Origin of the sequence: Bacteroides intestinalis, assembly GCF_003464595.1 — a bacterium.
Lineage (GTDB): Bacteria > Bacteroidota > Bacteroidia > Bacteroidales > Bacteroidaceae > Bacteroides > Bacteroides intestinalis_A.
This window is the reverse complement of the sequence record NZ_QRZF01000002.1, coordinates 138,949-165,286: the sequence shown is the minus strand read 5'-3', so window position 1 is coordinate 165,286 and position 26,338 is coordinate 138,949. Positions and strand designations below refer to the sequence as shown.

Here is a 26,338-nt window from a genome sequence, read left to right as displayed (position 1 = left end):
AGATTATAAATGCCAGCTAATTCCGCATGCCATCTCCAGATAGTGCACACGTACACGTTTCGAGTAGCTATCCTCAATCTCTCCTGTCAGCAGGTTTCTCTTTTCAAAAGTCTGCGTAGCCCGTTCAGGGAGGAAGATATATTTTGCCTCCACCGAAAAATGGAGTTTGCGCCAGATACGCCTCGACAACATAGCCGAAGTCTGAATAGCACTCATTAAACCACCGGGTTCTATGGAGAATGACTGATCATAATTAATCCAACGTACTACATTGGAATTCTTTTCTTTCACATAAAAATGAGAAGAATGTTCCTCTGCATCAACCATGTAATATCCCAAGCGCAACTGTAAATCCCATACCGGTTTATTCAGCCGGTAGGCAATGCCGAAAGCCATAGATAAACCGATCCCATCATCAAAGTCATACGCATCTTTTACGAAATGGTCATTTTCATAAGGTTTTCTCAACTTATTCCCATTTCCTTCTCTGATGAGAGGGGCTGAACTCATGGAAGAGAAGATTCCCCAGTGTGGAAGTACATAGAAAGTATAAGCAAAGCTCATGACGGGAACAGGAGAAGAAGAAATCCAGGATTCCCCACTCTGAAAATGAAAGGATACTCCGGTGGTTAAGTCAAGCTGATGACGTGAATTTCTATTTTGTGCCTGTCCGCCCATAATGCTCAGCAGTCCCACTGCCAGCAAAGTGATAAATAGCTTCCTCATTGCCTCTTCATTTATTGCATGGTGATCTCATCCGTTTCTTTGGTAAACTCTTCCCCTTTGCGGGTCGTCACTACGATTTTAAACCGATGCACTCCGGCTTGAGGAAGTGTACGGGGTATCTTATAAAAAACAGTCCCATACATATAACCGTATTTATAATCTGTCAATTGATCCTCCTGACGCAAAGGATAGTCCATGAAAAGTTCGTTCACATCCGTACCGGCAGGATGGGATTCATCATAAGCGGTAAGTGAGATAATCTGTATATTGGCGATGGTATCAGTCAGGATGTATTCATAATATGTTCCCTCTACAATCTCTTTCTCATATTCAAAGTCCAAGGGTATCCGCAACATATATGCCTGGCGAGATACCACTCCACCCACCGGAGCAACAGGCACGCTTCCGGCATTATCCAAGTGTTCCACCTTACCTATTCCGGTTAAGGTCACCTGACAGGGAATGTATTCCTCAAATTCCTCGCAGCACATTGCCGTACAAAGCAAAAAAAGTAGTGCCAGTAAAACGGATAGCTTGTTTTTCATATTTTAGTTTTTTAGTGTGTAAGCAGTCTCACCTTTTAAGAAATGCAAGAAATTGTAAAATACTGCATAAGACAACTCAACAAATATATGATATCATCTGCTCCGGTAACTTTAAATATGAATTAGTGGCCTCATAAGCATAAATTAAGATTCATATCAAGCCTTTGGCTAAGTTCAATCGAATCAGGGTAAAGGTTTTAAGAGATAATTGGAGGACTTTCTCAAAGATTTAGTATTTTTGGCAGCTGTAATAAACCGTTAAACTATCGAAGCCTGCATATTACTATCGTGGAGAATAGTAATTGCACTACATACAGAAATTGCTGAGGCTAAACGGAAATTAACAAGATGCTTCATTATCAAGAAAGTAAAGCTATAAAATGATCAATTTGAATACCTGTTATGACTACAGAAAATAAAATAAAGTATTTTGAAAATCGAGAAGATTGGAGAAAGTGGTTAATGGACAACTTTGAAACCTCCTGTGAAATATGGTTTGTATTTCCCTATAAGTCACCAGGTAAAAAAGGTATTTTATACAATGATGCTGTTGAAGAAGCCCTTTGCTTCGATTGGATTGACAGCACAACAAAACCACTTGACAAAGATCATAAAATTCAGCGTTTCACACCCAGAAATCCTAAAAGTACTTACTCACAAGCCAACAAAGAAAGACTTAAGTGGCTATTGGAAAATAAAATGATACACCCAAAATTTGAAGATAAAACGCGAAGCATTTTATCTGAACCTTTCATTTTTCCCAATGATATAATTGATAAATTGAAAGAAGATGAAACGGTATGGAAAAACTATCAACCATTTTCCGAAGCATATAAGCGGATCCGAATAGCGTACATCGAAGCCGCAAGAAAACGTCCTGAAGAATTTGAGAAGCGGTTAAACAACTTCATTAGCAAAACGAAAGACAATAAAACAATAGCAGGATTTGGCGGAATTGAAAAATACTATTAATCAAAAGATTAGCATCATAAATAGAAAAACGATTTAAAATGAGGGTTGAAACACTTGACTTCACCTTTCTGATGTAGTATCTTTGTAGAAGTTTAAGAATAGAACTCTAACATAAACCTAAAACTTTAGCTAATGGAAAAACTTACCTTTTCTTTTCTCGGAACTTACCGGAATGCATTTTCCGGCACGTTTTATTCTGAAGAATACCACAATATCCTTACAGCAAAGTATTATTAAGCGAACAAATATGACAATAATTTCAGAAAAACCGGATATCAAACATATAATCACTGATAGCTTATTCCCAAACCATCTGAACTGATTATAGCGAATTCAGAAAACTTATACTCCAAATAATAACGAGTATAAAAGATAAAAAGGCAGTATTTCCTCGCAAGGATTACTGCCTTTTTTGTTGATATATATTCAATTCAGATCTAACTACCTGTTTTTGCGCTGTTAATAAACGCAGAGAACATTCTTAAAAAACGTAGCTATTATTCTTTAAAAACGCTGATTACAGTTATTAATGGAGTGCTTACAATTGACTAGAATTATTACTTATCGATTTATATCTAAAAACCTCTATCCATCTCTTCACTATAAATGTAAATCAAGTGCATTGATTATCTCGTCATTATTCTCCGAGCAAAGATACTCGGAGCAAATATCTTCAAAATTTCCAGTTTATCACTATTAAACTGAAATGTTGACATTACCTTATGGCTAAGGATACCGGGCTTCAAATAATGCCATATCGATTGCTTGAAGGTGAAAAAGAAGAAATCACATCGCGAATAGAGAATTTTTCGCATGAACGGACTTAAAGCCATACTTCAACCTCATAGCATTCTATAAAATTGTTCTGAGGAAATGAAAAACCGGCTTGACTACTGACCACGAAAAAAGGCTGCCCTTTTTCAAGAGCAGCCTTCTATTCAGTCTAAAATCCCGTGGATTATTCAGCCAATTTACCGTCTGAACCAAGCACGTTGATGATCTTATGCATGTACATCTTTTCCATGTTGTCACGAGCCGGGCCAAGATACTTACGCGGGTCAAACTCAGCCGGTTTTTCTGCGAACACCTTACGGATAGCAGCAGTCATAGCCAGACGAGAGTCTGAGTCGATGTTGATCTTGCAAACTGCAGACTTAGCAGCCTTACGCAGTTCTTCTTCAGGAATACCGATAGCAGCTTCCAGCTTGCCACCAAACTTGTTGATAGTTTCAACTTCTTCCTGAGGAACTGAAGAAGATCCGTGCAGTACGATGGGGAATCCCGGAAGTTTCTCCATTACAGCGTCCAATACTTCGAATGCCAAAGGAGGAGGTACCAAACGACCAGTCTTCGGATCTACGAGGCATTGTTCGGGTTTGAACTTGTATGCACCGTGAGAAGTACCGATAGAAATAGCCAAAGAGTCACAACCTGTGCGAGTAGCAAAGTCGATTACTTCTTCAGGGTCAGTATAAGTATGATGTTCAGCAGAAACTTCGTCTTCTACACCAGCCAATACACCAAGTTCGCCTTCTACAGTTACATCAAATTGATGAGCGTAGTCAACTACCTTCTTCGTCAAAGCAACGTTTTCTTCGTAAGGCAGATGAGAACCGTCGATCATAACTGAAGAGAAGCCCATATCGATACAAGACTTGCAAGTTTCGAATGTATCTCCGTGGTCGAGGTGAAGAACGATTTCAGGGTGTTTGCAACCCAGTTCCTTTGCATATTCTACAGCACCTTCTGCCATGTAACGCAACAATGTCTGGTTAGCATATTGACGGGCACCTTTAGATACTTGGAGGATTACCGGAGATTTGGTTTCAACAGCAGCCTTTACAATAGCCTGCAACTGTTCCATATTATTAAAGTTGAAAGCCGGGATAGCATATCCACCTTTAATAGCTTTCGCAAACATTTCTCTTGTGTTTACGAGCCCTAAATCTTTGTAATTAATCATTTTGTTTAAAGTTTATTGTTAGTGAATAAAAATTCTACGCAAAAGTAAGCATTATCCTTCAAATGGAAGAACAGGTTGGGAATAAATTATCGTATTATCCCCATTGAAACAATTCTATTTTAAAGCTATTGGATGATTTTAACAGAATATTGTAATCTCTATGTTACAAACTCTTTTCATCTGTAGCCTTTATCAGCCTCTTCTGCATACCTTTATATATATAACAAAAAAACCGGAAAGCAAGTTTAGCTTCCCGGTCTTCGTTTACACATTATTATATATTACTTTTTCAAATAAATGATAGTGGGCAAATGGTCGCTGTAGCCATTCAACCAAACACGTCCGCCATGCGTACGCAAGGGAGAACCTTTGTACTTGCCATCCTGCTGAAAAAGATACTCACGGATAAAGACTTCATTATGATCGTACTTCAAACCTTTCTTGGCTTTCAGCAAAGGACGGGAGACTACAATCTGGTCGAACAAGTTCCACTTGCCACGATAGAGCAATGTTCCCACACCTTTATCTTCAAGGGTTTCCCACCAGGGATTATAGAATTCACCCTTCTTCACTTGCTTCGTATACTTGCGTGCGCCCAGTGTAGCCATGCTTTCGTCCATGGGATCGTCGTTCATATCACCCATGACTATCAGTTTCAGTTTCTTGTCCGTACGCATCAGGGAGTCTGTCAATGCCCGCACCTGCTTGGCTGCATGTACACGTACCGGAGACTTAGCTCCACGGGAAGGCCAGTGATTGACGATGAAACAAACGCGTTCGCCCGCCATCTGCCCGTCTACAATAAGGAAACCACGCGTCAGATGCACAGTGTCCCCTTCAAAAGGAGTGGAAAGCACCAGTTTGGAATTGGTAACGGTGAATTGTTCCGGATCATAAAGTAAGGCGCAATCAATGCCTCGTTTATCCGGACCTTCGTAATGCACGAATTTATAGTTGGATATAGCCGGCTGGCTTACCAAATCTGTCAGTACCCGATTGTTTTCAGCTTCGGCTACACCGATAACGGCGGGTCCTTCAGGTACGCGGTCGCGCGATACTTCATTCAGAACTTTGGCAAGGTTCTTCAACTTAGCCTCATACTTCTCAGCCGTCCATGCATAACTGCCGGAAGGCAAAAATTCAAGGTCGTTCTTACCTGCATCATGAATCGTATCAAACAGGTTCTCAAGATTATAAAACGCAACACTATACAGATCCCGCTCGTTCTGCTGGGCACCTGCCGTAGTGACGCAGAGCCATAGGGAAATTAAGAAAAGTAGCTTCTTCATGCTGAATATAAATTAAAATACTATGCAAAAATCTGAAATAAAAAGCGATAAACCTATTTTTTGAGGGAACTTTTTTCTAAATCGGAGAAATACACTGCCTTTAAACAAAGGTAGACTGCACCTTAAGCAAAAATAAATCTGAATTTATTTTGTATTATCTGCGACTTGCACTATCTTTGCGCTCTGAAAAATAAGACCATTACACTATTTATTACCAAAATAGTAACCGAATATAATAATTAAAAAAACAAATATTGAAATGAAAAAAGGTATTCATCCTGAAAATTACCGTCCGGTAGTATTCAAAGATATGTCTAATGGTGACATGTTCTTGTCTCGTTCAACCGTAAATACGAAAGAAACCATCGAGTTTGAAGGTGAAACTTATCCGTTGGTAAAGATGGAAATCTCTAACACTTCTCACCCGTTCTATACTGGTAAATCTACATTGGTGGATACAGCTGGTCGCGTTGATAAGTTCATGAGCCGCTACGGTGACCGTAAGAAGAAATAAAATTGACTTCTTTTGAAGTTAAAAAAGGGAAGACTTTCACGAAGTCTTCCCTTTTTTATTATAGGAAATTCCCTATCACTTTGTAGGGAAAAGAACGGGAAAGAGAGAAAACTCTTTCCTATTTTTGTATCAGCAATTTTGATTGCAAGTCAATTGTACAAACCATAAACGAATCCATATGAAACGTCTTATCACTTTCGTTATCCTCGCCGTCCTCCTCTCCACGGCAGGATTTGCTGCCAGACAGAAAGACTTGAGCGGCCCGATTGCCATAAAAGGCGAACTACAACAACAGTATGAGAATTTTCCTGCCGGCACTCCCGTAGTGATCCGCAAGGTAGTGAAAATGAAATCGGCAGACCAGGCAGGTCCCGACATTTTCTATGCAACCGAAATCAATGGTATACAATTCGCAGTACCTGCTTCTGCTCTGAAAACCATTAAACTCTCACCTCCCGAAACCAATCAGGAGTTTTGGCAGCAAACTTATCTGAAACAACATCTATATGAGTATTTCGGCGAACGCGGATATAACTCTAAGTTGCGCAAGGAAGTGGACGAAGAATGTCGGGATTACCTGTACAAGCTGGAAGAGATCGGCTATGAGGATGATTTCATCACTTCGTACGTACAGAATATCTTTGCGAAACTGACTGCCACCGGCATAGATCCCAATCGCAGCGAACGGTTGAATGTACGCGTCATCCAGTCGCCCGAACCGGATGCTTACATGCTGCCCAACGGCACAATGCTGATTAGTACCGGTCTGCTCTGCACACTTGATTCGGAGGATGAACTTGCCGCCATTATTGCCAATGAGATGTCTCATTTCGTACTGGACCATCAGGTTAATAACATCTACCGTGCTGAACGCCGTGCCAAGCGGGCAGCTTTTTGGGGAACTGTTCTTGCCGTCACTGCCGAAGTAGCTCTGGAAGTGGCATACTGGGATGACGACGATACGGCTTTAGGCGTAGGCGCTGTTGCCAGCATCGGAAGCGTTGCCGCCCTGCTGAATGTAAATGTAGTGAATCGCCTGGGAATGAATTACAAGAATAACCAGGAATACGCAGCCGACCGGGTTGCACGTGAGTTATTGGAATTCAAGGGGATGAATCCCGATGGATTGGCGTCTGCACTTTCCAAAGTCATCGGATACTATAATATACAGCAACGCGGTCATAAGCTGCTTCGTTACGGCAGCATCGACAACCTGAAAAAGCGAATAGACAAAGCCGGTGAGGCAGAAAACCAAATCAGTCATCCTTATCTCAAAGCGACATCGGATGTAGTGACTTTCAACGCAGCCATGAATATGGCAGACCAACGGTATGAAGAAGCCGAAAGGTTAATACAGAAGAATATCAATAACAATCTGGCTACCGACCATGATTACGTTATCTTAGCAAAATCACGGATGGCGCTTTACAACACAGAAGAGGTAAACGAAGAATGTGCCACTCTGCTTTGGAAAGCCAAAAAACTAGCAGGAGACAGTCCGAATCTTGACATATATAAACAGGAAATTCTATTGCTAATGCGCATGAATAAACAGGCTAAAGCCGCCGGCACATTGAAGGAATATCTGGGATTACTTTCCCGGTATCAGGAACAAGGAGTGCAAGGAGAAGAGGAAGAATGGACAAGCAAAGAAATAGCCTGGGCCAATCAATTATTAGATAAGATCAACAGACTATAAAGGAAAGAATGTTATAAAGTCTTTTTCACCACAGATTACACGGATTTACACAGATATTTATATTGATAATTTAATCTGTGTAAATCCGTGTAATCTGTGGTGAAAAAGACTCCTCTTATTTACGGAATGGCGGACGAACCACTACCGCTTTCAGTTTGCGTCCACGCATATCAATGCAAATCTCCGTACCTATCTTGCTATATTCCGGTTTTACATAGCCCATACCGATACCAATCTTGCGAGTAGGCGACATAGTACCTGAGGTTACTACTCCGATAGCTTCGCCTTCTGTATTGAACAGTTCATATCCATGACGGGGAATTCCACGGTCCACCATTTCAAAACCGACCAATTTACGGACAGTACCTTCCGTTTTCTGCTTTTCAAGCATCGGACGATTGATAAAGTTCTTACCTTCAGCAAACTTGGTAATCCACCCCAAACCGGCTTCAATAGGTGATGTCGTATCATCCAGATCATTGCCATACAGGCAGAAGCCCATTTCCAGACGAAGCGTATCGCGTGCACCCAAGCCAATCGGCTTAATGCCAAATTCTTCACCTGCCTCAAACACGGCATTCCAAATCTTCATGGCAGCTTCGGGATAGAAGTAAAGCTCAAAACCTCCTGCACCGGTATAGCCGGTATTGGAAATAATCACATCTTTCTCACCGGCAAACTCACCATGCGTAAAGGTGTAATACGGCAGTTCCGACAAGTTTATACTCGTCAGTTTCTGCAAAGCAAGAATGGCTTTCGGTCCCTGTACGGCAAGTTGAGCCATGTGGTCGGAAGCATTTTCCAATTCAGCACCTTCGGTATTGTGCGAAACGCACCAGTTCCAGTCTTTTTCTATATTCGAAGCATTCACTACCAGCAGGTATTTCTCCGGTTCATAATGATAAACCAGCAAGTCATCTACGATACCGCCTTCTTCGTTGGGAAAACAGGTATATTGCACCTTGCCCGGAGTCAGGGCAGCCACATTATTGGAAGTCACTTTCTGAAGAAAAGCTAACGCATTAGGGCCTTTCACCCAGAATTCTCCCATGTGGGAAACGTCGAATACACCCACAGCATTACAAACGGTGAGGTGTTCATCAATGATACCGGAATATTCTATCGGCATATTATATCCCGCAAACTCATGCATCTTAGCACCCAGCGAGATATGTTTTTCTGTAAACGGAGTGGTTTTCATGTCTTAAGGTATTAAATTATTTTATAGCAACAAGTTCGGCAATCTTCACGATGACCTTCATCGCTTTCTCCATATTCTGGATAGGAGCGAATTCATATCGTCCATGGAAGTTCAGACCACCTGCAAAGATATTGGGGCAAGGCAAACCTTTGAAAGAAAGCTGTGCGCCATCCGTACCACCACGGATAGGTTTCACATTCGGTTTCACACCTACAGCCTCCATTGCGGCAAAAGCCGTATCAATGATATGCATTACCGGTTCAATCTTCTCACGCATATTATAGTATTGGTCACGGAGTTCAAGTGTTGCCGTACCTTCACCATATTCAGCATTGATTTCACTGACAAAGCGTTCTATTTTCTTCTTGCGGCTCTCAAAACGTGCACGATCATGATCACGGATAATATAGGCCACTGTAGTCTGCTCTACATCGCCGTTGAAACTGATGAGATGGTAGAAGCCTTCGTAACCTTCAGTATGTTCGGGTGTTTCATGAGCAGGTAACATCGCACAGAAGCGGTTGGCTACACGAATTGAATTAATCATCTTATTCTTGGCGTAACCCGGATGTACATTGCGACCTTTGAAGGTGATTTTGGCAGACGCCGCATTGAAGTTTTCAAACTCCAACTCTCCTACTTCACCGCCATCCATTGTGTAAGCCCAGTCGCAACCGAACTTCTCTACATCGAATTTATGTGCGCCCAATCCTATTTCCTCATCCGGATTGAAACCAATACGAATCTTGCCATGCTTGATTTCAGGATGCTCTTTCAGGTACACTATCGCAGAAACAATTTCGGCAATACCTGCTTTATCATCTGCGCCCAACAATGTTTTGCCATTGGTAACGATCAGGTCTTCACCTTTATGATCCAGCAGTTCGGGGAACTGAGACGGAGAAAGAACCACATTCTCTTCTGCACAAAGCACAATGTCCAAGCCGTCATAGTTTTGAACAATACGGGGAGACACATCTTTGCCACTCATATCGGGACTGGTATCCATGTGGGCGATAAAACCAATAGTAGGTACCGGTTTATCGATATTTGCCGGAAGTGTGGCAAACAAATAGCCATGCTCATCCAGCGTTATGTCTTCCAAACCTAAAGACTCTAATTCTTCTTTCAGATATTTGGCAAATACCATTTGCCCCGGAGTACTTGGAGTCACCTCTGTCTCTTCACTGGACTGGGTGTCGAAGCTTACATACTTCAAAAAACGTTCTACTAAAGCCATAATATTTACGATTTAATAATTTTCAATTTACGATTAAGAATATGAACTACCAATTGTCTATCAACAGTAGTCAATAGTTCTGCCGTAAAGGTAGAAAAAGGGGCGTGAACTGCCAAGCAATTCACGCCCCTTTTTACAAAATGTTAGTATTTAGAGTTACTTAAAAGCAACTACTTCCATCAAAACAATGTGTACAAACCTTACATTTCGGCAATCCGATGGACTCGATGAGAGTTTCCAGGGTATTAAACTTCAAAGTTGTAAGGCCAAAGCGTTCGGCAATAATGCTGACCATCTTCTCATATTCCGGAGAACCGGTAGTGGCATATTTCTCCAGATTCTTGTCTGCATCTCCCTCCAGTTCTTCTATAACGCGACGTGTAATCAGTTCCAACGGACTCTTGGATGCCGTGAAACCTACAAACGGACAAGCATAAATCAACGGCGGACAAGCAATGCGGATATGTACTTCCTTGGCACCATATTCATACAGCACCTTCACATTATCCCGTAGTTGCGTTCCCCGTACTATGGAGTCGTCACAGAACAATAAGCGCTTACCTTCCAGCATGGCACGGTTCGGTATCAGTTTCATCTTTGCCACCAATGAGCGCATCTCCTGCTTACTGGGAGTGAAACTGCGCGGCCATGTCGGTGTATATTTAGAAATGGCACGGTGATAAGGAACTCCTTTTCCTTCGGCATATCCTAAAGCCATGCCCACACCGGAATCAGGAATACCGCAAGCACAATCTACTTCAGAATCATCGTTCTGCCCCATCTTCAAGCCACTGGTAAAACGCACTTCCTCTACATTGCGACCTTCATAGCAGGAAGTGGGAAAACCGTAATATACCCACAGGAAAGAACAAATCTGCATCTTTTCCTCCGGCTTCCGCAATTGTTCCACTCCATCGGCAGTCATACGAACAATCTCTCCCGGACCGAGATAGCGGTCTATTTCATAATCCAGATTCGGGAAACTGCTTGACTCACTGGTTGCAGCGTATGCCCCTTCTTTCCGGCCAATTACAATCGGAGTGCGTCCCCACTTGTCACGAGCCGCAATGATACTGCCATCTTCTGATAACAACAGCATAGAACAAGAGCCTTTGACACGGCGGTAAACATTTTCTATACCTTCTACAAAAGTTTTTCCTTGTATGATGAGTAGTGAGATAAGCTCGGTTTGATTGGTATTGCCTGAACTCAGTTCGGCGAAGTGCATATTTTGGGAAAGTAGCTCTGCTTCTATTTCTTCCAGATTCACAATTTTGGCTACTGTTACAATGGCGAAGCGTCCGAGGTGGGAGTTAATGATGATGGGTTGCGGGTCTGTGTCGCTGATGATTCCTATTCCGACATTTCCTTTAAACTTATCCAGTTCGTCTTCAAACTTGGTTCGGAAATAAGTGCTCTCCAGGTTATGAATGGATCGGGCAAACATGCCCTCTTCTGCATCATACGTGGCAAGCCCGCCGCGCTTTGTTCCTAAATGTGAATTATAATCTGTACCGTAAAATAAATCCGTCACACAGCTCGCTTTGGAGACTGTCCCGAAAAATCCTCCCATAAATCCTATTATTTATTATTGATTTTAGTATTGACGGGCACAAAGGTACAAAGAAGTTTCTTCTCCACATTACTTTCCTACGAGACAATTTCTAAAAAAACTTATTTTTATGCAGGTTTCCGAACAGCAGTTTGAACGTTTTGTTTAATTCGCAGATAAAAGAAATGATATGGTTCAGGATGGAAAATCACAGGAAATAGACGAAACGGACGGGCTGCCATTTCCGCAACGAATATGGGCGGTAGTGGCCATTGGATTCGCTCTCTGCATGTCAGTGCTCGATATCAACATCAGTACTGTAATCCTCCCTACCCTCGCACATGATTTTGGAACTTCGGACTCTATGATTACTTGGATTGTCAACGGTTATCAATTGGCTATTGTAGTGTCATTACTTTCTTTTTCTGCATTGGGCGAAATCTTCGGATATCGTAAGGTATTTCTCTCCGGAATTGCTTTATTTTGTGTGACATCACTTATATGTGCCTTATCCGATTCCTTCTGGACTCTGACAACCGCTCGTATTTTCCAGGGATTCAGTGCATCAGCCATCACCAGTGTAAATACAGCCCAACTTCGTCTTATCTATCCGAAAAAACAGATAGGACGTGGAATGGGGATTAATGCAATGGTAATTGCCATATCGGCGGCGGCAGGTCCTTCTGTTGCCAGTGGTATTTTGTCAATAGCTTCCTGGCACTGGTTATTTGCGATAAACCTGCCATTGGGGATCATTGCCCTGATATTGGGGATCAAGTATCTGCCTGAACAAAAAGAGCTGTCCAAACGTAAGTTTGACGTTATCAGTGCGGTGGCTAATGCTATTACTTTCGGATTATTGATTTATACATTGGATGGTTTTGCGCATCATGAACGCTATGATTATCTGATTCTTCAATTAGTGATATTAATTGTTGTAGGTACTTACTATGTACGTCGCCAATTAGGTCAGGAATCTCCCCTACTTCCTTTGGATTTGCTAAAGATTCCCATCTTCAGGCTCTCGATACTGACATCCATCTGTTCATTCACCGCACAAATGCTGGCTATGATTTCATTGCCTTTCTTTCTACAGAATACGTTGGGGCATAGCGAGGTGATGACCGGGTTATTATTAACTCCCTGGCCTCTTGCAACTTTATTTGCCGCACCGGTTGCCGGTTATCTGGTGGAGCGTATTCATCCGGGAATATTGGGAAGTATCGGTATGGGGATATTTTGTATCGGGCTTTACTCGCTCTCCATGCTGGACGCAGAGTCTTCCATTCTTAGTATCTGCCTTCGATCAGTCCTTTGCGGCATTGGTTTCGGACTTTTCCAGACACCGAATAATAGTACTATAATCGCATCTGCCCCGACCAAACGTTCAGGAGGAGCCAGCGGAATGATGGGAATGGCACGACTTATGGGACAGACTCTCGGAACTACGCTTGTAGCACTCCTATTCAGTTGGGTGGTAGGAAGCAAAAGTACGGAAGTATGCTTGATAACAGGGAGTGTATTTGCGCTGATTGCGGCGGTGGTGAGTAGTTTGAGGTTGTCACAAGCGTCGGTGTTGAAAGAATAAAAAAAGGCCGAAACTGAGCTTCGACCTTTTCTATATCTTATTTTAAACTACTTTTTCCAAACATAATATGGAATAAACAACCATCTCATAACCTTTATTACCGATTTGATCAATGTGCAATACTCCATATAGTCAGAAATATAATCTTGAAATATTCCTTCACCGAACGATGCTCTATATATTTCATATTGTAGCATATTTTATCCGGCAGTATTTGCTCTACATATGCGTTGTCCGCATCCTCAGCCTGTCCTAAAATCGTATTTTCATCTACATATTCTATAGATGCATAATCCGTAATTCCCGGGCGAACAGACAACACTCTCCGCTGTTCTTCAGTGTAGAGTTCCACATATTTACGAACCTCCGGACGCGGGCCTACCAGACTCATATCACCTTTCAGTACATTGAATAACTGAGGTAGTTCATCTAATTTATATTTGCGGATAAAATACCCGATACGGGTAATCCGGGGATCTCGTCCGCCTACAGTTATCAAACCTTGCTTATCAGCTCCTATACGCATTGAGCGGAACTTATAGACATAAAAATCCGCCCCTCCACGTCCCACACGTAACTGTTTATAGAAACCACCACCTTTACTTTCCAGACGGATAGCAATATACAGGAAAAGGAAAACAGGAGATAAGAATAGAATGCCCAGAAAGGAAAATAAAATATCAAAAAAACGAATCATCACCTATCAACAGTCACTTTAAGGTATGCATCTTTTACAGCTTTGATTATAAAATCCAGCTTTTCTTCATCCAACTGTGGATAAATGGGCAAGGAGATTTCACCTTTAAAATTCTCATAAGCTTGTGGATAGTTCTTTATATCATATCCCAATGAGCTGAAGAAGGAAAGCATCGGCATCGGGATAAAATGAACGTTCACGGCAACCTCGCTTTTCGCGATTTCATCAATCATACGATCACGCTGTTCCTCTGTGAAATCTTTGATACGCAACGCATAGATATGATATGAGCTTTCTTTTTCTCCATCTTCAGAAGGAGGCAAAATAGCCCAATCACAATCAGCAAATGCTTTAGAATAGGTATTGAATACTCTTTTACGTTCTTTCAGTAGTTCAGGATATTCCCGTATCTGAGCCAAACCGATAGCCGCATTTACGTCAGCCATATTTATTTTCATTCCCAGACCGACTATGTCATAACGCCAACCGCCAGCTTTGGATTTGGAAAAAGCATCTTTAGTTTGACAATTCAAACTCATCATACGCAATTCTTTGTAGAGTTCCGCATTATCAAACGGTTCGGGCAAATTCAGGCAGATGGCTCCTCCTTCGGCCGTCGTCACATTCTTTACGGCGTGAAGGGAGAAGATAGCAATATCCGTTTCGCATCCTGTACGCTGATTCTTGTTATAATAAGCACCCAAAGAATGGGCCGCATCATTCATAACAAGAATACGTCCCAATTTTTCCTGTACCAATGACGTCGCCTGAAACAGATTGCGTATTTCCGGTTCATTAACGAGTCTCATGATACGGTTGTAATCACAAGGGAAGCCCGCAATATCTACCGGAATAATAGCCTTGGTCCTTGGCGTAATTGCTTTTCGAATAGCATCCACAGAGATATTGAAATCCTCTCCGGAATCTACCATAACAGGCTTTGCACCCGCATGAAGGACTGCTAATGCCGTAGCACTATATGTATACGCCGGCACAATTACTTCATCTTCAGCAGTTACTCCCAACCAGCGAAGCATCATAATGGCTCCCGAAGTCCATGAGTTTACACAAAGCACTTCTTTTGCATTAGAGAATACTTTTATTTCTTCTTCCAATGCTTTTACTTTAGGACCGGAAGTTATCCAGCCGGAACGTAACGAATCAACGACTTCGTTGATGACCGCCTCGTCAATATAAGGGGGCGAAAATGGAATTTTCATAAACTCATTTATTAAAAGTATTAAATCTAGAATGAAAATATATCAGGTCTTTTAAAAGTTAAAACTATCTCACCATTTTATAGATTATTTTCAAAGTACACGTCGGCATCATTTTAGCTAATGCATATAAACACGCACATATATCTTCCTTAATACCAAACCCTAACAACCTATTCACTTTTTTTCTAAGAGTATAAATAGAAATTGCATGCCTAATACCTCTCCTGCGATTAAAGAAGTTTTCATCTAATCTGAACTTAAGTAAATACTCAGGTAGATTTGCAAATTGGCAACCTGATTTAAAACCATTTGCCCACATCATTGTATCTTCTCCAAAATAGGTATCTTCAGGATATAAACCAGCCTTGTCAAAAAATGTACGCCGATACATAACTGTTGGATGTATCATACAATCCCTTTTTTTAAATAATTGAAAACATTCAGCGTGAGTTGTAGGCATTTGTTTTTTGAAGTATTCATTACCGTCTGCATCTATTTCTATAGCCCATGTACCCAAACAATCAACTTCTAAATGCACATCCAAAAAAGCTATTTGCTTTTCAAATCTATTACACATTGAGATATCATCTGCATCCATGCGTGCTATATATTGATAGCCTCTACTTAGAACAATTCTGAGTAATTCATTCATAGAATATGCTAACCCTTTATTTACTAATCCCTCACTTATATATGTAATTTGTGTATTTAATGTATGCAACCATTTATTCACTTCTGTCTGTATTGGCCCATCAATATATACATATATATCTACTAGTTGACATACAATGCTATCAATAGATTGTTTTATTTGCTCCAGACGGTCATTCTTGTATACGGACATTATCACCGCAGTTTTTGTAGACTTGATCATAGATTTGTGCATATTTTGTTGACATAACTTTTGATGAGAAATATTGGATAGCTTTAGGGCGCAAACCAGGATGTTCTTCTTCTGACCCCCAATCAGCGATAACCGATGACAATACAGAATATAAAGCATTATCATTTAGCGGAAAAATATGATTGCATTTTTCCGAAATAATTTCAACAATTTCTCTATGAGGTGGAATATCTGAAACTATGACTGGAGTATTACAAAACATAGCTTCTACTATATTTAATCCGAATCCTTCAGAACACGAGGCACTAACAAGAAAGTCCGATGCAGATATATAGCTTTGAACATCCACTACAAACCCTTTAAAAAAGATATGTTCACAGCATTTTGCTAATTCTTTACAAGCACCATCCAATTCTCCTTGTCCAAGAAATATTAAAAAGACATTCGAATACTCTTTTTGTAATTTTATAAAATTCTCAATGACATATAAAGAATTCTTTCTAAATGATAGGTTGCCTACGCATAACAATATAATACCATCTTGTGGCAATGATAATTTCGTCCTTAGTTGAGATTGAGAATCAATAGAAATTTTAAAATTTGACTCAGAGATTCCATTGAAGATTGTCGATACTGATGATTTTAAACGTTTTTCTTTTAGGTAATATTTTTCCACATAACTTGATATTGCAACGAGATAAAGACACTTATCAAGTGCTTTAAGATATCTGTAATTCATATAGTTTCCCAATAATCTTCCTTTGGACAAAACATAATCTTCTCCACTTATGTTGTGAAGTGTCACAACTGTAGGCACTGACAAATATTGCCCTATAATAACCGGATGGTATCCATGTAAATGAACAATATCTATTAATTCTTCAACTAGTATTTTATCTATTTTTTTTGCAATAACTTTAGACATTAGTTCTAACCGCATGTATTCTATATTCAGCTTTATAACACGAATGCCCAGATTCCTAAATTCTTCTTCTCTCGAATCTTGCTTTGTAAAATCACCAGTAGTAGCTAAAGTTATTACTATAGGATTAAAATGAACACGATTGAGATTTTCTATTATGTCATAAATAACATTTACAGGTCCGCAACGTTTCACTGAGTTAGTAATAAATGCAATATTTATCATTTGATTCTTACTTGTTTAATAAACTAATCCAAGACATTACAATCTCATCTTTATTAAAATTACTCAACACTCCACTCGAATTCATGCCTAACCTTAGCCTCTCTGCATCGTTATTCATGATTTCTAAAGTTTTATTAATAAACTGTTGTCTATTTCCCATTGGTATTAAGTATCCATTGTCTTTTACAATCTCCGAAGGTCCAGTCTCGCAATCAAATGAAACAATAGGAACACCTACAGATGCTGCTTCTAATAATACCATTGGAAGTCCTTCAAATCTAGAAGTCATAAGATACAAAGACGAACTATATAATAGTTTTTCAATATCCTGCCTTTCTCCCAAGAGTTTTACTCTCGTTAAGCCATTTTCCTCAATATTTAAACGAAGTTGATGATATAATTCACCATCTCCTACAATCCATAATTGCCAATTATCATCCCTACTTTCTATTTCACTCCATATATCAATTAATATGTCAAAACCTTTTTGGTAGGTCAATCGTCCAATACTAATTGCTATTTTATTGTCTAGCTTAGCTTTTGCTTGAACCGGATTTATAATTACAGGATTATGAATACAAGTTATTTTTGATTTGCGAAACTTTTTAGACAAATAAACTTTTTTATCAGATTCGGTTAAAGTAACAACATCATCGAGAAAGAATAGCGAAAAACGTTTCAAATATTTACGCCATTTTTTGTGTAAGTTTGAGTTATAATTAAAATGTTCCCATCCAATCATGCGTATGTTTTTCCCTATTAAAGCCGGAATAGTAAAAACAGAAAGCCCTATATCTACAATAATCACACATTCACTTCTCTGCTTAACGACTTCATTTCTTAAAGATTTTACAATTTTCCTAAACCCAATAGTTTGTCTGATATTTTGCACATTTGGAAATAATGATAAACAAGAAACTTTCCTATTCAATTCAAAAGCAGAATTGGCACTTCCCGTCAATGATATAATAGACACGTCATATCCATGAAATTCTAATTCATTGGCCATTAAACAAGTCATACGTTCTGTCCCCCCAGTATTAGACAACGAACTTATGATAAACGATATTTTCATATTCTATTTATACAATTTTCCAAATACAACAATGATTCTTGTCTTAAATGCGCAAGTTTATCATTAACCATTTCCCAATTAATAGGTTCTTTCCAACAATTATCTACTTCCATTATAGTGTTATAAAAGCGATTTTCTAATCCTAATGAATTGAGTAATGATTTTATTCGCTCGTCTCTCCCGCTCCCTGGAGATATAGAAATAAAATTACGGTTGAAAAGAATCGCAAATACGAGACCATGAAAAGAGTCAGTTACAACTATCTCTCCTCCATAAATATATCTTAGCCATGACTCTATAGTTATAAATGGCTTATATCGAAATGTACATCTTCTACTCAATTGTGAGAAAGAAGTTATTGGATTTATAACATACACATTCATAGACATTTGATTACTTAAGTCAGATAGTAAATTATTCCATCCCACAGAATTAGATAAAGAAAAACTAACTATTCCAGTTTTTTTCTTCTTTCCTTTCAATAGTTCTATATATGAGGGTAACAACAGAGTCGGATCTACAACTTTGACGCAATCAGCATTAAATATATTAGTACATATATCAACACCTGTTTCTTCTCTAGAGCTGATAAATGAAAATTTATTAAGTAAAGATTGTATTCTAATCGTATATTCTGGATAATTCCATTTTATATCCCCAAAACTTGCAGCATAAGATCCGCGCTTAGTGTCTGAATCAAGAAAATCAAAAAAATAATTTAGAGCATATTTATGAGTAATTTGAGGATTCCAAACTTGATCACTGCCCACTATACATAAATCCGCTCCTTTTGACGCTTCATATAAGTCTACATTTGTTTTACATTTCTTTGTGTAAGCAGGTAAATAATTCTTCCGGAATTTTGAAAAGCGATGATTGACACCCGTAACTGTAAGATACACTTGCTGTTTAAACGATCTATACCATGTAAGATTAAACAACTCAACTTCATGCCCCATTTTTCTTAATGTATAAGAAAGCGCATAGGCTTGCATTATTGCTCCAAAACTGTCTCCTAATGAAAAAGTTAATAACTTAATTTTCATTTTTATTTGCTTTTAAAAAAAAAACAATGACTCGTTTGCTAAAATACTCATGTATGTACATAGTCATTTTACAATATAACTTATAGAATATATTCACAACATTCGTTTCACCATAATAGAAATTACACAGATTCTTATAAGTATTTTTCCTAAAAAGCCAAACCATAAATAAACGCGATGGGGAAAAACGAACATATCTCCTTTTCCCATCAATAATTCTTGGATTGTAAGGTAAACATTCCTCCCATGATGATTCTTGGATAAAACATTTAGCTTTGGCTATTAATGATACAATCGCTGGGGTATGAACTATTATTAATGAAATACCTTTTCTTTGTTGCTCTGCAAATCGTTTCTCACCCCAGAAATCACCAATAGTCAAATCCGATTTACGCGAACTAAAACATAATTGACAATGAGTACAAGAGTATCGTTGGGTCAAACCAGAACTAAAGGCTGCAGTCGTTAAATTATGTGATCCACAATTTATTACTACATTATTACAATTCAATTTTAACTCATATATAAATCCAAGATTTTTCCAGCCATTTGTTTTATCCCTAAACGATTTTATTTCCGCTTCAGGATTGAAATATGCAATGGTTTTTTTTATGGGAAGTAAGCTGGGATATCCAGAACATATAAAATCGCAAGTGATAAGATTATTATATGTACGTTTTCTTAAGTAAAGAAATAAAGCTGCAATATGACATGGTGCACCTGTAAAGAGTAGCTTATAGCCTTTCTCTAAAATAGATTTGGCCTCTTCGTATATACCAGCAGTATTGGGCTGCTGGTATTTACTATTTTGCATTTTCTTAACACATTCTATTTCATTTGTTGAGACTAATTTAACTTCATTTTTTTCTAACACAGCACCAATTACATATCCGCCAACAGATATTACATAGCATGCTAAAGCGTAGAATATACCACCTGATGCACTATTTTGTCTACCGATATCATCCAATGACCACCCAGCAAATGGCGTTGATCTGCCATGAGACTGATAAGTTTTATACTTGTCATCAATGCCTATACAAACATTTGTGCATTGACCACAATCGATACATTTATTTTCAGTTACAACAGGATAGAGATGTCCGTCTTCTTTAATGCAGAAGTTTATTGCCCCCAATTTGCAAGTATCCACACAGGCCAAACAGCCTGTACAATATTTACCACTAGCTAATCTTGGTATCATTGGAATAGTTTATTTGTTGCAGTAACATCACTCCTGCTAAGTAAATAATAGAAAGCAATATTTGTAATAAAAGTTAAACTTAGTGTTGCTTCAATGATTGTGGTAGTAAACAAATAGCCCAATATAGTCCAAACCAACTTTTTGCTTAACCCAAATTTCATGATTTTGATAATAGGTCGAAACATAAACACAAAAAACAGAATCGAAAATAGAATTCCAAAATGCATAATCGCATAAAGATACGTGTTATGAGCATTAACAGTTTTGTGGATTACCCGCTCCAATGCTTCAATTGAATAATCCAAGCCACATCCTGTCAATGGATGCATTGAAATTCCAAGAATAGCATTTTTCCAATTTTCCAATCGATGTTCATTGCTTGCGTCATTATAACTATCGCCCATAAAACGCTGTATCAATAATTCAGGTAGCAGATAAGGTAAAACTATATATAATACCCCCCCTATAATAATTAAAGACACCAGCTGCTTCCTATTTATATATGGTACTAAAGATATCCCAATTGCTATGAAGGCAGCTCTTGAACCTGTTAACAACAGCGCCGCCACAATAAACAATATTGCTGACACATAGATGCATTTTATTATTTTGCTATGATATTTACTTATCATAAACATTCCTATCGAAAAAGAACAATAAAGAGATGACGCCAAAAAATTCAAATCATAAAATTTATCATCTGAATAAAATACAGAAAAACGAATATCCGAATTACTTGCAATTCGCATTTGAGAAAATAGTAAATAAGCAAATATTACTCCTGATAGCACATAAGAATTAGCCACGCATTGAATTTCGTTCCAAGTCGATTCTTCAGAGCCTAAAAGCCAACATAAAATAAAAAAAATAATATAAGATAGAACAACTCCTGAAGTAAAATGCACATTAAATACAAAGATCTGTATTGTCATTATAAATACTAATGACAGAGGAAGAATGTTTCTTATTTTTAGTTTTTGTCTCTTCAAAGAAACTTCTAGTATCCTCAACAGACCAAACACTATACAAATAATAGGGAAGTAACTATATCCACCTATTCCAAATGCTGTCTCATTAGTTTTATAAGCAAATATAATGGTAAAGCAAAAGAATAATATACACAATAAACGCATTTCAGAGTCGACTAAGATGTTGAAAACAGGATATAAGGTTTTGTGAATGCTTTTAATGTTTCATTTTAACATAAAAATAATACAAAGCAGCGAAGATGTAAGTATTGAATATCAGACTTTTAGTTGATTTATAGCAAAAAGAGCCTCCTCTTTTTCGCCATTCATTATATTTTTCTTTCATTGATATAAAATCTCTAAAGCTTCGAGAGCATTGTATGGATATCCAAAAAAAACGTTGTATAAAATTCTCAAATTTATTAAGATGAAGACGGCTCAATGAACGCTTATTTATTGATGCAAAGCTACATACATCTTCAATGACATATAAGTGATTTTCAGCCATTGGCAATGAGTAAGAACAATTCATAGCAGATCCATCCCGGTCAAGATAATTATAAAATCGCTTATCTAGTATTAATATATTTTTACAACATAGTAAAACTTTCAAAATAAAAGCTTGATCTTCACCATATTTAATGTATGTAGGAAAAGCAATATTATACTTTTTAACTATCTCATTTTTAATAGCATATCCACATATTACTGAATTAAACATATTTTTTCCCAAATAGGATTGCATCTGAAGCTTCATTATGTTTTCAGGAGTAAATCCTTTGTCAACTATTGCATGTCCTACTCTTCTAAATCCAAATTGTACTATATCAAAATCATCTGCATTCACAATTATATATTCCAGCATATCACAATCTATCCAATCATCGCTATCTACAAAACAAATATAATCTCCAGTTGAAATTGAAAGCCCCAAATTTCTAGCTTTGCTTACACCCTCATTTATCTTATGAATAACTTTAATTCTTTTATCATTCAAAGAATACTCATCACATATTTCATAAGATTGATCTGTACTTCCATCATCTATTAGTATTAGTTCAAAATTTGTATAGGTTTGCAAAAGAATACTATCAATACACTTCTTTAAATAACTCTCAACATTATACACAGGTATAATTATCGATACTTTATATGCTTTATCACAACTCATAATTTTAATCTACTAAGAATTTCAAGATAGCACTCATTACTTAACTATAATGCTTCTAATACTACTATAGCCTACCTCAAGTTATTTTCATTACTGGTACTTTTTTCGAAACTTTAGGCATTTTATTCTCTCCATATTAGTGTTCCAAATTTGCCTGACCAAGAATTGCATTAATAATATTCTCACACGCTGATTTCCCACAAGGAGGCAAAAGAGAGTCATTATAATATTGTACACGTTGGTCCTTCTTATCATCTTTACCTTCTGCTACCATCTGGATGAAAGCTTTTATTTGCTCCTTTGTACAACCGTGAGTGTGTAAATCAAAAGCTCTTTGTCCAAATTTATTCAGTTCCGATCTATGACTGTTTATATCTCGTTCTTTAATCAGATACATAACCGGATTCTTAGTATAACAGTATTCAATAGTAAAACTAACACAGTCATGTATCATAGCATCACTATATTTGAAAAGACCGAGATAATCACCTTCTACTATCTGAGTATTATCCATTGTTGCCCAACGATTGTAATAGTCATTCGTTTTTTCTTCTCCCCAAAAATCGTTCAACTTTCTTTTTAGAAAAGGATGTGGTTTGAAAACAAACTGAATTTGACCTTTATATTTTTCGGCAAAAAGAAGCATTATATCAGACACATCTAAGAATGTAGAAAATTGAATTGGATTTTCACTAACTGGTATCGTATGATGAGGGGCCCAGATTATTTTTTTCTTAATACATTCCTGCTCCTTCCATGGATTGACAAACTCAGACTTCGGACTGATTAATACATCTTGAAATGGAATTCCTGTAATTCGACTATTCTGTCCTTTTAGATAAGATTTATTATTCAATTTGCTTGTGATTTCATTCTCAAAATACAATTGCCAACAATATCTATGTAACAGTAAATCAGAAATCCACTTGTTTTTCTTTGAAGGTGCAAGAGATAAAATTCCATAAGCTGCATAACAGAAAAGAGAATTGAGGTTCTTTCTATAAGACACTCCCTCGTCCATAAAATTATCATATGGCTGCTGATAGAAAATTATGTCAGCTTTTACATTTTGTATGTTACCCGAGTACAACTGGATATAATCATATTCTTTTTTGGTAATATATTCTAGTAAGGCATTATATTTTCTTAAGGATTCATTGGGTATATCTGCCGTTATCAAAGCTGTACCTAAAATAGGTTGAAACCTATCATGTTTCAGCATAGCTTTATACAAAAGTTCCGTTTTCCACATAGAAACATCACCAACCACAAAAAGAACCTTTATCTTGGCTTTTGCTCGAACTTCCTTTATTTTATTTTTTTGATAGCTCAGATACTGTCTAAGCATAGCATGCCTATATATAAAGTTAATGCCTCTAATGAATAAGTTTGGTTGAAACATATGAAAAAGTTTTCTTTATTATTGGCTTGATGTCTTCTATATATATTCTGTCTTTTATCATTTCAAGGCAAATCACATAAATAACTGTTGATATGATAGGTCCGACAACCAAGACAAGGATTGGAAGATCAATTAATGTACTTAGTAACCAAGCTGGGAAGCAGGCTATATGTGCAATTAAAAGATATGGAAAATAATCTTTGAACTGTTTCCAATAACCAAGATTTATATATTTTCCTGAATAGTATGTATTAACTATAATTGCAATCTGACAATTTATAACATTAGCTATACAAATTGCAAGCACCCCTATTGGAATACTTATAAGAAGAATTATGAAACCCAAAATTTTCTTGATTATCTCCAATCGCAGAACCAAGTTTGTCTTTCCTTTCACATATAGGAGATTCAGATTAATTTTATTCAAATGGTCAAACATAAGAGCATAGCACATTATCTGCACAAATATAATCGCATCAAACCATTTGTCCGTAATAAGGAATATTATCATAGGTTTAGCAAGAGAAGCAAGCAAAACCATTAAGAAAAAAATCCCCAAAGACGTAATCTTAATATACTTACGATATATATTTGCCAGCCGTTCTGTATCATCCTGAATTTTTGAAAGTATTGGAAATGTTACTCTCTGTATGATACTTGTCAGATTTGTACAAATCAAGTCAGGAAATTGCCTTCCTCTTGTATAATAACCTAAGGCTCTTGCTGTATAATATTTCCCTATCGCAATTGTAGAGACATTCATATATAAAGTATGAACTATTCCTGATAAAAGTATATTTCCGCCATAACTGAACATTTTCTTAAACGAATCCACTGAAAACACTCGACTAGGTATCCATTTTGAGAACCACCAAAGTAAGATTGCATTGATAGCTGCGAAAGACAGCTGCTGAACCACCAGCGCCCATACAGACAACCCCATGTAAGCACAAGAAACACCAACTATACCAGAAATAACCGTTGCAATAAAACTTGACTTTGCTTGTGTCTTGAAATCTATTTTAATAGTCAGTTTTGCAATCTGAACGACAATCAGTGAGTTTATAAAGACAATGAAAGCAAGTACTCTTAAAATTGGATTAAGTATAGGAGTATTAAAGAAATCAGCAACTATAGGCGATATCAAAAACAGAATGGCATAACACACCAATCCAATGCCTAGGTTGAAATAGAATGCAGTTGAAAAATCCGTCTCTGTTCTCTGTTGATTCTGGATAAGCGCTGAAGAAAATCCGCTGTCAACAAAAACATTGGAGACAGATATGAATATTGCCAACATACCGATAATGCCGAACTCAACCGGTGTTAACAGTCGCGCAAGTATCAAACCAATCAAGAACTGGACACCTTGAGCTGAAAAACGTTCAATAGCACTCCAAACCACTCCGTTGGTGGTATCTTTCTTTAAACTATCATTCATGACGAAATATCACTTAATCGTAATATTAGCGTAAATTATATAAACTTATATATTTTAGACAAGAATTCCGCTCCTAGTTTTTCGTGCATTTTATAGCTGGTAATATTATCACTCTCTATGTAACATAAACAAAACTTTCCTTCATCTTTTGCCCATTGCCACAAATGCTTCAACATCAACTGTGCAAACCCTTTCCCTCTTTGACTTTTATGAACAATAAGGCCACCTTCGAAAATAAAATCTTTGTTTGCCGCTGAAACACAAACAGCAGCGACAACACGATTATTCTCCTTTACACAAAACACGCTGCCATAACCCGCATCATATCTTTCAATCATCTGTTGCCTAAGTGTATTGTAGGTATAAACCTTTTGATAGATATCTTCTACAAGAAGCAGTCTGACCACTTCTTCAATATCTTCTCTGTTTGCATTTTCTACAATGTTTGAGTAACTAGATGGACTATTTTGCATTCCAGCAATATAACCAAGATCAAGTTTATATCTTTCAGGTAAGAGATCCACTAGACGCTGTCCCATTTTCTCTTCAAATATCATGACCGAAGGCTTTACTTCTTCAATCATTGATAAAACCGTATCAGTTGGATAATCGGCAGTTTTACTATAGAAATGTAAACAGGTATGATATAAAAGATATATTCCGATTATTTCATCCTCATAATAATCCACCCAAACCTTAATGAAAGGTGTAATGTCGCTGCATAACATCAAATTGGAATATAGGTATGGAACTTTTATTGAATCAGGACCTATATAGTCAAGTAAATTGCTAAAACTAGCGGTTGAAGAAAAGAGGGTAATATTTCCCATAGAC

General features: G+C 37.8%; 23 protein-coding genes. 4 read left to right on the top strand and 19 right to left on the bottom strand.

Annotated features, from left to right (window positions below; all coding sequences use genetic code 11):
• Positions 1-3: 3 nt before the first annotated feature.
• Both DWW10_RS03040 and DWW10_RS03035 read right to left on the bottom strand, forming a co-directional pair.
• Entirely contained in the window at positions 4-726 is a 723-nt protein-coding gene (locus DWW10_RS03040) for a hypothetical protein (RefSeq protein WP_022394341.1), read from the bottom strand.
• Between the two features lie 11 nt (positions 727-737).
• On the bottom strand, positions 738-1,271 hold the full coding sequence (locus DWW10_RS03035; protein WP_022394342.1) for a DUF5034 domain-containing protein: 534 nt from the start codon (positions 1,269-1,271) through the stop codon (positions 738-740).
• A 402-nt stretch (positions 1,272-1,673) separates the two neighbouring features.
• Between DWW10_RS03035 and DWW10_RS03030 the strand changes: the two genes are divergently transcribed.
• Positions 1,674-2,243: a YdeI/OmpD-associated family protein gene (locus DWW10_RS03030; RefSeq protein ID WP_022394343.1), complete on the top strand. Its 570-nt coding sequence runs from the start codon at positions 1,674-1,676 to the stop codon at positions 2,241-2,243.
• 958 nt (positions 2,244-3,201) lie between these two features.
• Here DWW10_RS03030 and DWW10_RS03025 read toward each other — a convergent pair.
• Both DWW10_RS03025 and DWW10_RS03020 read right to left on the bottom strand, forming a co-directional pair.
• The gene (locus DWW10_RS03025) at positions 3,202-4,206 is read right to left on the bottom strand and encodes a class II fructose-bisphosphate aldolase (protein ID WP_022394344.1); all 1,005 of its coding nucleotides are present in this window, start codon (positions 4,204-4,206) and stop codon (positions 3,202-3,204) included.
• A gap of 281 nt (positions 4,207-4,487) precedes the next feature.
• Positions 4,488-5,495, bottom strand: coding sequence for an endonuclease/exonuclease/phosphatase family protein (locus DWW10_RS03020; protein WP_022394345.1), 1,008 nt, complete (start codon positions 5,493-5,495; stop codon positions 4,488-4,490).
• A 259-nt stretch (positions 5,496-5,754) separates the two neighbouring features.
• On the opposite strand from DWW10_RS03020, the gene DWW10_RS03015 reads away from it, so the two are divergent.
• Positions 5,755-6,009 (top strand): type B 50S ribosomal protein L31, encoded by a 255-nt coding sequence (locus DWW10_RS03015; protein ID WP_007212861.1) that lies wholly within the window; start codon positions 5,755-5,757, stop codon positions 6,007-6,009.
• Positions 6,010-6,187: 178 nt separating this feature from the next.
• Positions 6,188-7,708: a M48 family metallopeptidase gene (locus DWW10_RS03010; RefSeq protein ID WP_022394346.1), complete on the top strand. Its 1,521-nt coding sequence runs from the start codon at positions 6,188-6,190 to the stop codon at positions 7,706-7,708.
• Between the two features lie 115 nt (positions 7,709-7,823).
• Here DWW10_RS03010 and gcvT read toward each other — a convergent pair whose 3' ends face one another.
• From gcvT to DWW10_RS02995, 3 genes are all read right to left on the bottom strand, one after another.
• The gene (gene gcvT, locus DWW10_RS03005) at positions 7,824-8,909 is read right to left on the bottom strand and encodes a glycine cleavage system aminomethyltransferase GcvT (RefSeq protein ID WP_007212859.1); all 1,086 of its coding nucleotides are present in this window, start codon (positions 8,907-8,909) and stop codon (positions 7,824-7,826) included.
• Positions 8,910-8,925: 16 nt separating this feature from the next.
• Complete coding sequence (gene pepT, locus DWW10_RS03000; protein WP_022394347.1) at positions 8,926-10,149, bottom strand: peptidase T; 1,224 nt, start codon at positions 10,147-10,149, stop codon at positions 8,926-8,928.
• Positions 10,150-10,309: 160 nt separating this feature from the next.
• On the bottom strand, positions 10,310-11,722 hold the full coding sequence (locus DWW10_RS02995; protein WP_022394348.1) for an amidophosphoribosyltransferase: 1,413 nt from the start codon (positions 11,720-11,722) through the stop codon (positions 10,310-10,312).
• Positions 11,723-11,891: 169 nt separating this feature from the next.
• Between DWW10_RS02995 and DWW10_RS02990 the strand changes: the two genes are divergently transcribed.
• The gene (locus tag DWW10_RS02990) at positions 11,892-13,289 is read left to right on the top strand and encodes an MFS transporter (protein ID WP_022394349.1); all 1,398 of its coding nucleotides are present in this window, start codon (positions 11,892-11,894) and stop codon (positions 13,287-13,289) included.
• A 109-nt stretch (positions 13,290-13,398) separates the two neighbouring features.
• Here the strand turns inward: DWW10_RS02990 and DWW10_RS02985 are convergent, their stop codons facing one another.
• The 12 genes from DWW10_RS02985 to DWW10_RS02930 all read right to left on the bottom strand — a co-directional run bounded on the left by DWW10_RS02985 (position 13,399) and on the right by DWW10_RS02930 (position 26,334).
• Positions 13,399-13,986, bottom strand: a complete 588-nt coding sequence (locus DWW10_RS02985; protein ID WP_022394350.1) for a sugar transferase — start codon at positions 13,984-13,986, stop codon at positions 13,399-13,401.
• Complete coding sequence (locus DWW10_RS02980) at positions 13,986-15,206, bottom strand: DegT/DnrJ/EryC1/StrS family aminotransferase (protein WP_022394351.1); 1,221 nt, start codon at positions 15,204-15,206, stop codon at positions 13,986-13,988. The genes DWW10_RS02985 and DWW10_RS02980 overlap by 1 nt, the downstream gene beginning before the upstream one ends.
• 64 nt (positions 15,207-15,270) lie before the next feature.
• The gene (locus DWW10_RS02975) at positions 15,271-16,050 is read right to left on the bottom strand and encodes a glycosyltransferase (protein WP_118421048.1); all 780 of its coding nucleotides are present in this window, start codon (positions 16,048-16,050) and stop codon (positions 15,271-15,273) included.
• Entirely contained in the window at positions 16,031-17,197 is a 1,167-nt protein-coding gene (locus DWW10_RS02970) for a glycosyltransferase (protein WP_022394353.1), read from the bottom strand. The genes DWW10_RS02975 and DWW10_RS02970 overlap by 20 nt, the downstream gene beginning before the upstream one ends.
• A gap of 7 nt (positions 17,198-17,204) precedes the next feature.
• Positions 17,205-18,272, bottom strand: a complete 1,068-nt coding sequence (locus tag DWW10_RS02965; RefSeq protein WP_022394354.1) for a glycosyltransferase family 4 protein — start codon at positions 18,270-18,272, stop codon at positions 17,205-17,207.
• On the bottom strand, positions 18,269-19,318 hold the full coding sequence (locus DWW10_RS02960; RefSeq protein WP_022394355.1) for a polysaccharide pyruvyl transferase family protein: 1,050 nt from the start codon (positions 19,316-19,318) through the stop codon (positions 18,269-18,271). The genes DWW10_RS02965 and DWW10_RS02960 overlap by 4 nt, the downstream gene beginning before the upstream one ends.
• A complete protein-coding gene (locus DWW10_RS02955) occupies positions 19,308-20,522 on the bottom strand; it encodes a Coenzyme F420 hydrogenase/dehydrogenase, beta subunit C-terminal domain (protein WP_022394356.1) in 1,215 nt (404 codons plus the stop codon). Before DWW10_RS02955 ends, DWW10_RS02960 begins: the two co-directional genes overlap by 11 nt.
• Entirely contained in the window at positions 20,519-21,655 is a 1,137-nt protein-coding gene (locus DWW10_RS02950; protein WP_022394357.1) for an O-antigen ligase family protein, read from the bottom strand. Before DWW10_RS02950 ends, DWW10_RS02955 begins: the two co-directional genes overlap by 4 nt.
• Positions 21,656-21,707: 52 nt before the next feature.
• Positions 21,708-22,661 (bottom strand): glycosyltransferase family 2 protein, encoded by a 954-nt coding sequence (locus tag DWW10_RS02945; protein WP_022394358.1) that lies wholly within the window; start codon positions 22,659-22,661, stop codon positions 21,708-21,710.
• 136 nt (positions 22,662-22,797) lie between these two features.
• The gene (locus DWW10_RS02940) at positions 22,798-24,009 is read right to left on the bottom strand and encodes a CDP-glycerol glycerophosphotransferase family protein (RefSeq protein ID WP_182021343.1); all 1,212 of its coding nucleotides are present in this window, start codon (positions 24,007-24,009) and stop codon (positions 22,798-22,800) included.
• A 28-nt stretch (positions 24,010-24,037) separates the two neighbouring features.
• Positions 24,038-25,504, bottom strand: coding sequence for a lipopolysaccharide biosynthesis protein (locus tag DWW10_RS02935; RefSeq protein ID WP_022394360.1), 1,467 nt, complete (start codon positions 25,502-25,504; stop codon positions 24,038-24,040).
• 35 nt (positions 25,505-25,539) lie between these two features.
• The gene (locus tag DWW10_RS02930) at positions 25,540-26,334 is read right to left on the bottom strand and encodes a GNAT family N-acetyltransferase (RefSeq protein WP_022394361.1); all 795 of its coding nucleotides are present in this window, start codon (positions 26,332-26,334) and stop codon (positions 25,540-25,542) included.
• Positions 26,335-26,338 lie beyond the last annotated feature (4 nt).